The sequence below is a fragment of the Bacteroidota bacterium genome (assembly GCA_013696965.1).
Taxonomy (GTDB): domain Bacteria; phylum Bacteroidota; class Bacteroidia; order JACCXN01; family JACCXN01; genus JACCXN01.
In genome coordinates this window covers 1-4,551 of record JACCXN010000066.1, presented here as the reverse complement: position 1 = coordinate 4,551, position 4,551 = coordinate 1, and the positions used below count along the sequence as shown (strand labels likewise).

Here is a 4,551-nt window from a genome sequence, read left to right as displayed (position 1 = left end):
AAACTTTCTCAACTTCAAATCCGCATCAACAAATAATTGAGGGATAATGGTATTTCTAAAATAATTTTCTAGTTCATCATTGCTATCGCTGAGCGTTTTTATCTTCTGATTTTTATTTTGCACATTCGTAGATTTAGTAAGTTAATATTGGTTTTTTACAAAAACTGCTTTAGCGAGGTTTTTTTATTTCACTAATTTACAAAAAAAATCTCTCAAGTCTAAGAGATTGTGCGCCCTAACTTTCGGTATCTTTTCAATGAAGGACGAATGTAAGGAATTTCTTGATGGTTTACCCGTAAAAAAAACCTTTTTACACAAGGATGAAATACCTGATAAACCTCCATATAAAAATTTAAAATTGCCGGTTGTGCTGCTGAAAACCGGAGAAAAGATGGAGGTGATTGTATCTTCAGAGGAATTTAAATCCTTAGATTTAGAACAGTTGATGAAAATAATTAAAAACAAGATTCAATAATGGTACATATACAGGTAATACACTACGAAGAAGCCCAGGACAGGCTCAAAGATATTTATGAAGATACTTTAGCAAAACGCGGGTAACCTGACATCTGACAGTTAAAAATTATAACTTTCTACTTCCTTTTTCGGTGAACTTTCCGACATAGTCACCCCAGCGGTGAAAAGAAAATTTAATCTTCCGCAAGAAAGGGGTATCGGTAATCTTCTGGAGGAATGAGATTCGAAACTCCTTTTGTAGCTATAGTTTTGTTAAAAAAGAAAGCTTCTCCTTAATAAGTTTTAACCAATTGCCTTTGATCCAGGTTATATGCTCTTTCTTTAGGTAATATGCTAAGGATAATTTTTTCCAGACATATATTTTCACCGGGTTGAATATACTTAAAACTGTTTTCTGTTGTTTCTCTTGCATCCATAATGACCACAAGCCCAGATCCTATGGTCTCCAGTTCAATACCATTTTTTATTAAAACAGCAGTATCCTCACCTAATCCAATTCCGATAAGCTTAGGGAAAGTAGCTACAGCTTCAATTAACCTGCTGAATCTTTGTCTTTTCACAAAATGCGTGTCAATTATAATTCCTGCTGCTAAGGCAAATCCTTTTCCCCAAATAATACCACCCTTTATAATTTTTTCATTGGTTTGGCCTCCGCAAATCATCTCTTTGCCAAAAACCATAGCTCCGGCACTGGTACCGGAAACAAGAAAATTGTCATCCTTCATGAGTCTATCTTTAAGAATTTCTAAAAAAGTGCTACCTGAAAACACCTCTTCTAACCTGCACTGATCGCCACCAGTGAACATTATTGCATCGCTGTTTTTTAATCGATCTATTATTTCCTGAGAATCTGCTTCGCTTTGCGATAATGGATGGAGTAATCCAATTTTCTTTTGATTTAGCCTCTTAAAAGCTTTAATATATTCTTCACCAATATCATCAGGAATTAAGGATGCTGAAGTAACGATTTCAATTCGGGGATCTGAAGTATTAAGCTCATTGAGCATTCTTTTTAGAATTCCTTCTTCAAAAAAGTTAAGCTTATTTAAATTCAAAGGTTCTCCGGATTCAATCGTGCCTTTATCAACATTGCCTCCTATGATTAACAGTTTACCTCTGATCATTTTCCTTTTTTTAATCAAATTTAAGATAAATAACAGGATCAAATAGTCATAATTCTGACTAAATAAAAGATAAAAAAAAATTAAATTTATAAAGAGTTAATTGATGATGATGAACAAAAAAATTATACTTAACACCATATTGTGTGCAGTTGCTGCGGGAACTATAATGATAGTTCTGGAAATGATATTGGTGAAAATCTTTACGGATTACAGTATCTGGGAATCTCCCAGAAAAATGGCTGCCATAATCATGGGCCCAAAGGTATTAGAGCCACACACTTTTAACTTTGGAATAATTGCCGTTGCCATGCTTGTGCATTATTCGCTTTCCATTATATATGGCTTCATTTTTCATTTTATTACCTCCAGGTTAAGTTCAATTATGGTGATAATTTCCGGCCTTGCATTTGGCCTTGTTTTATTCCTAATTAATTTTTACGGATTCGCTGAAATATTTTTTCCATGGTTTAAAGGAGCAAGAGACTGGATAATGATATTTGGCCACCTTGCCTTTGGATTTACTTTAGGTTTTACTGTAGAAGCCTATGTCCCCAAAAAGCAGTGAATGGAAGTTTAAAAACTGTATAAAAAGCAAGCCTTGTAATCTTTATTAATTATTTTTTTACTGTGTAAAGACAGGTGAATAATAAAAAAAGTGTCAGGAATAATAATTATTAAGACTAAATATATAATCAACTAAAAACAATAAATTATGAAATTAAGAAATACTTTAATCGGAGGTATAACAGGAACTGTTATTATGACCATATTTGGTTATTTAGCTCCATTTATGGGATTGCCAGGGATGAACCCAGCCGAAATGTTAAGCATGATGATGGGGGTGCCGAATATTGTAGGATGGATTATGCATTTTATGATAGGGATTATTTTTGCCGCCTTTTATTTTTACCTCTTTATAAACTGGCTAAAAAAGATGGATAGCAAATGGCTTAGAGGTATTGTTTTTGGAATTATAATATTCATTATTGCCCAAATAGCAATGGGTGTAATGGGAGCTATAATGGGTGGTATGCCTGAGCCGGAAAATATGATGCTGATGATGATTGCAAGTTTGCTGGGCCATATTGTTTATGGAATTGGAGTAGTTTTGCCGGCTAAAGAGCAAGGCGATAAAGCAAAATAGACATTTTGAATAAAGGGGCTGGGTTTAACCCTTGCCCCTTTTAAGCAATTTATAAAAACTTTCTGAATAGGAAACATTGCTGTTTGCAAGTATAAAATGGTAAGTTCACCTATCCAGGGGAAGTTTCCTAAAGGGAATTCCGAGCCTATAATTATTTCTTCGCTATAAACAACTTTCCAAAAATGGTTGCTTATTATAAAGAAAAAACATAGTAATCATTAATAAAAATTCTTTTTGAATGTTCCTGCAAAGGCATCGGGTAAATTACATATCCGTCCTTACGCTTATCCACAAAATTCACGGATAATGGCTTTGAATAGCCATAGTTGCCTAAGTTCATCGTATAAAAAAGGGCTTTGTGGTAAAAAAGCAAAATCCTGATAAACAAAAAACGCTCAACTTTAATGACTCATAACTAAAGACTTACAGGAAAATTATAAATGATTTTCATAATTCCTTGTCAGTAATTATAAAAAAACAAGACTATTAAATCAATTCAAAAATATTGAATATGACTATAAGAAAAACAGTAAAAGCTTCACTTCTCATACTTTCTGCCCTGGTTTTTATTGCTGGGGGGATTGCTTATTACTTCTATAATTTACCGCACAGAGATGTTCATTCTGCCCAAGCTGATTATTCTTATGATGCAGGAGAACTGGTTAATGAATATTTATCAGATCCTATAAAAGCCAATGAAAAATACCTTGATGGTGAAGGCGAATCCAAAATCCTTCAGGTAAGTGGCCCTGTTGTTTCCATATCTGAAGATTTTAAAAACCAAAAGGTAATCAGGCTAAAGCCCGAAAATGGCAAGGCGGGCGTAAGTTGCACCTTTACGGAAGAAACCAATGATGAGGCATTGGCTATTTTGGTGGGGCAAACTATTACTGTAAAAGGGGTCATCCGCATCGGGGCCGCTTATGATGAAGACCTTGAACGCTATGAGGATGTCATATTGGAAAAATGTTCGCTAATAAAAATCAATAATTAATTACATCTTATAACCATTTTTAAAATGAAAAAATCTATAATCATTCTCGCATTTTCTATTGCTTTAACCATTATTGCCGGTTTTAAGCCTGTAGCTCAGAAACTGGTCAGTACCAAGAGCCATATTAAATTCTTTTCACATACCCCTGCTGAGGACATAGAAGCAAATAACTATAAGATGGTCAGCACCATTGACACTCAAACTGGCAATATTGTTTTTTCTGTGCCAATGCAAAGTTTTGAATTTGAAAAATCCCTGATGCAAAAACATTTTAACAATGCTGATTTCCTTGATACCAAAGTGCATCCTAAAGCAAAGCTAACCGGCAAGATTACAAACCTGAAAGACATTAAGTTTGATAAAGATGGGGTTTACACTGCAATTATTGGTGGTGAACTTACCATTAAAGGTGTTACAAAGGCAATTAAAGAAAAAGGAACAATTACCGTAAAAGGAAGCATAGTAGAAGTAAACAGTAAATTCAATCTCAAGCTTGCAGATTTTGGAATCACGTTTGCGAAAGGCAAGCCTTCAACCAATATCGCAGAAACTGTTGAAGTAACTGTTTATAGTGCGTATCAACCTGAATAATTTTGTTCAACCATTCAAATTCCAAACAGAGATGAAAACTGCAATATTCTTATTTGCCGCAATAGCAATTACCATAATGGCCCTCCGGGCAATATCATTAAGTTAAGGATTAAAACGCTGGTTTATAATTAGTAAACGTTTTGTGTTTACTTTTAGATTGCTTGTTTTTCACTACCCTAGGGTAGGACCTGTCTTTCCTTACTGGTAATACTTCCCTGATA

6 protein-coding genes are annotated in these 4,551 nt (G+C 34.2%); 5 read left to right on the top strand and 1 reads right to left on the bottom strand.

Annotation, left to right across the window (positions count from 1 at the left end):
- Positions 1–256: 256 nt before the first annotated feature.
- Positions 257–475 carry a hypothetical protein gene (locus tag H0V01_10600; protein ID MBA2583818.1) on the top strand — a complete coding sequence of 73 codons (219 nt, stop codon included), beginning with the start codon at positions 257–259 and terminating at the stop codon, positions 473–475.
- Positions 476–749: 274 nt separating this feature from the next.
- Here H0V01_10600 and H0V01_10595 read toward each other — a convergent pair whose 3' ends face one another.
- Positions 750–1,601, bottom strand: coding sequence for a cyanophycinase (locus tag H0V01_10595; protein MBA2583817.1), 852 nt, complete (start codon positions 1,599–1,601; stop codon positions 750–752).
- 106 nt (positions 1,602–1,707) lie between these two features.
- Here H0V01_10595 and H0V01_10590 point away from each other — a divergent pair, with 106 nt between their 5' ends.
- The 4 genes from H0V01_10590 (at position 1,708) to H0V01_10575 (ending at position 4,330) form a co-directional block, all read left to right on the top strand.
- Complete coding sequence (locus tag H0V01_10590) at positions 1,708–2,166, top strand: hypothetical protein (GenBank protein ID MBA2583816.1); 459 nt, start codon at positions 1,708–1,710, stop codon at positions 2,164–2,166.
- 147 nt (positions 2,167–2,313) lie between these two features.
- The gene (locus tag H0V01_10585; protein MBA2583815.1) at positions 2,314–2,745 is read left to right on the top strand and encodes a hypothetical protein; all 432 of its coding nucleotides are present in this window, start codon (positions 2,314–2,316) and stop codon (positions 2,743–2,745) included.
- A 511-nt stretch (positions 2,746–3,256) separates the two neighbouring features.
- Positions 3,257–3,739, top strand: a complete 483-nt coding sequence (locus H0V01_10580) for a hypothetical protein (GenBank protein MBA2583814.1) — start codon at positions 3,257–3,259, stop codon at positions 3,737–3,739.
- Between the two features lie 24 nt (positions 3,740–3,763).
- Positions 3,764–4,330: a YceI family protein gene (locus tag H0V01_10575; protein ID MBA2583813.1), complete on the top strand. Its 567-nt coding sequence runs from the start codon at positions 3,764–3,766 to the stop codon at positions 4,328–4,330.
- Positions 4,331–4,551 lie beyond the last annotated feature (221 nt).

Coding starts and splice junctions, on each gene's coding strand:
- H0V01_10585 (MBA2583815.1), top strand. CDS start 2,314: ATGAAATTAAGAAATACTTTAATCGGAGGTATAACAGGAACTGTTATT.
- H0V01_10600 (MBA2583818.1), top strand. CDS start 257: ATGAAGGACGAATGTAAGGAATTTCTTGATGGTTTACCCGTAAAAAAA.
- H0V01_10580 (MBA2583814.1), top strand. CDS start 3,257: ATGACTATAAGAAAAACAGTAAAAGCTTCACTTCTCATACTTTCTGCC.
- H0V01_10595 (MBA2583817.1), bottom strand. CDS start 1,601: ATGATCAGAGGTAAACTGTTAATCATAGGAGGCAATGTTGATAAAGGC.
- H0V01_10590 (MBA2583816.1), top strand. CDS start 1,708: ATGATGAACAAAAAAATTATACTTAACACCATATTGTGTGCAGTTGCT.
- H0V01_10575 (MBA2583813.1), top strand. CDS start 3,764: ATGAAAAAATCTATAATCATTCTCGCATTTTCTATTGCTTTAACCATT.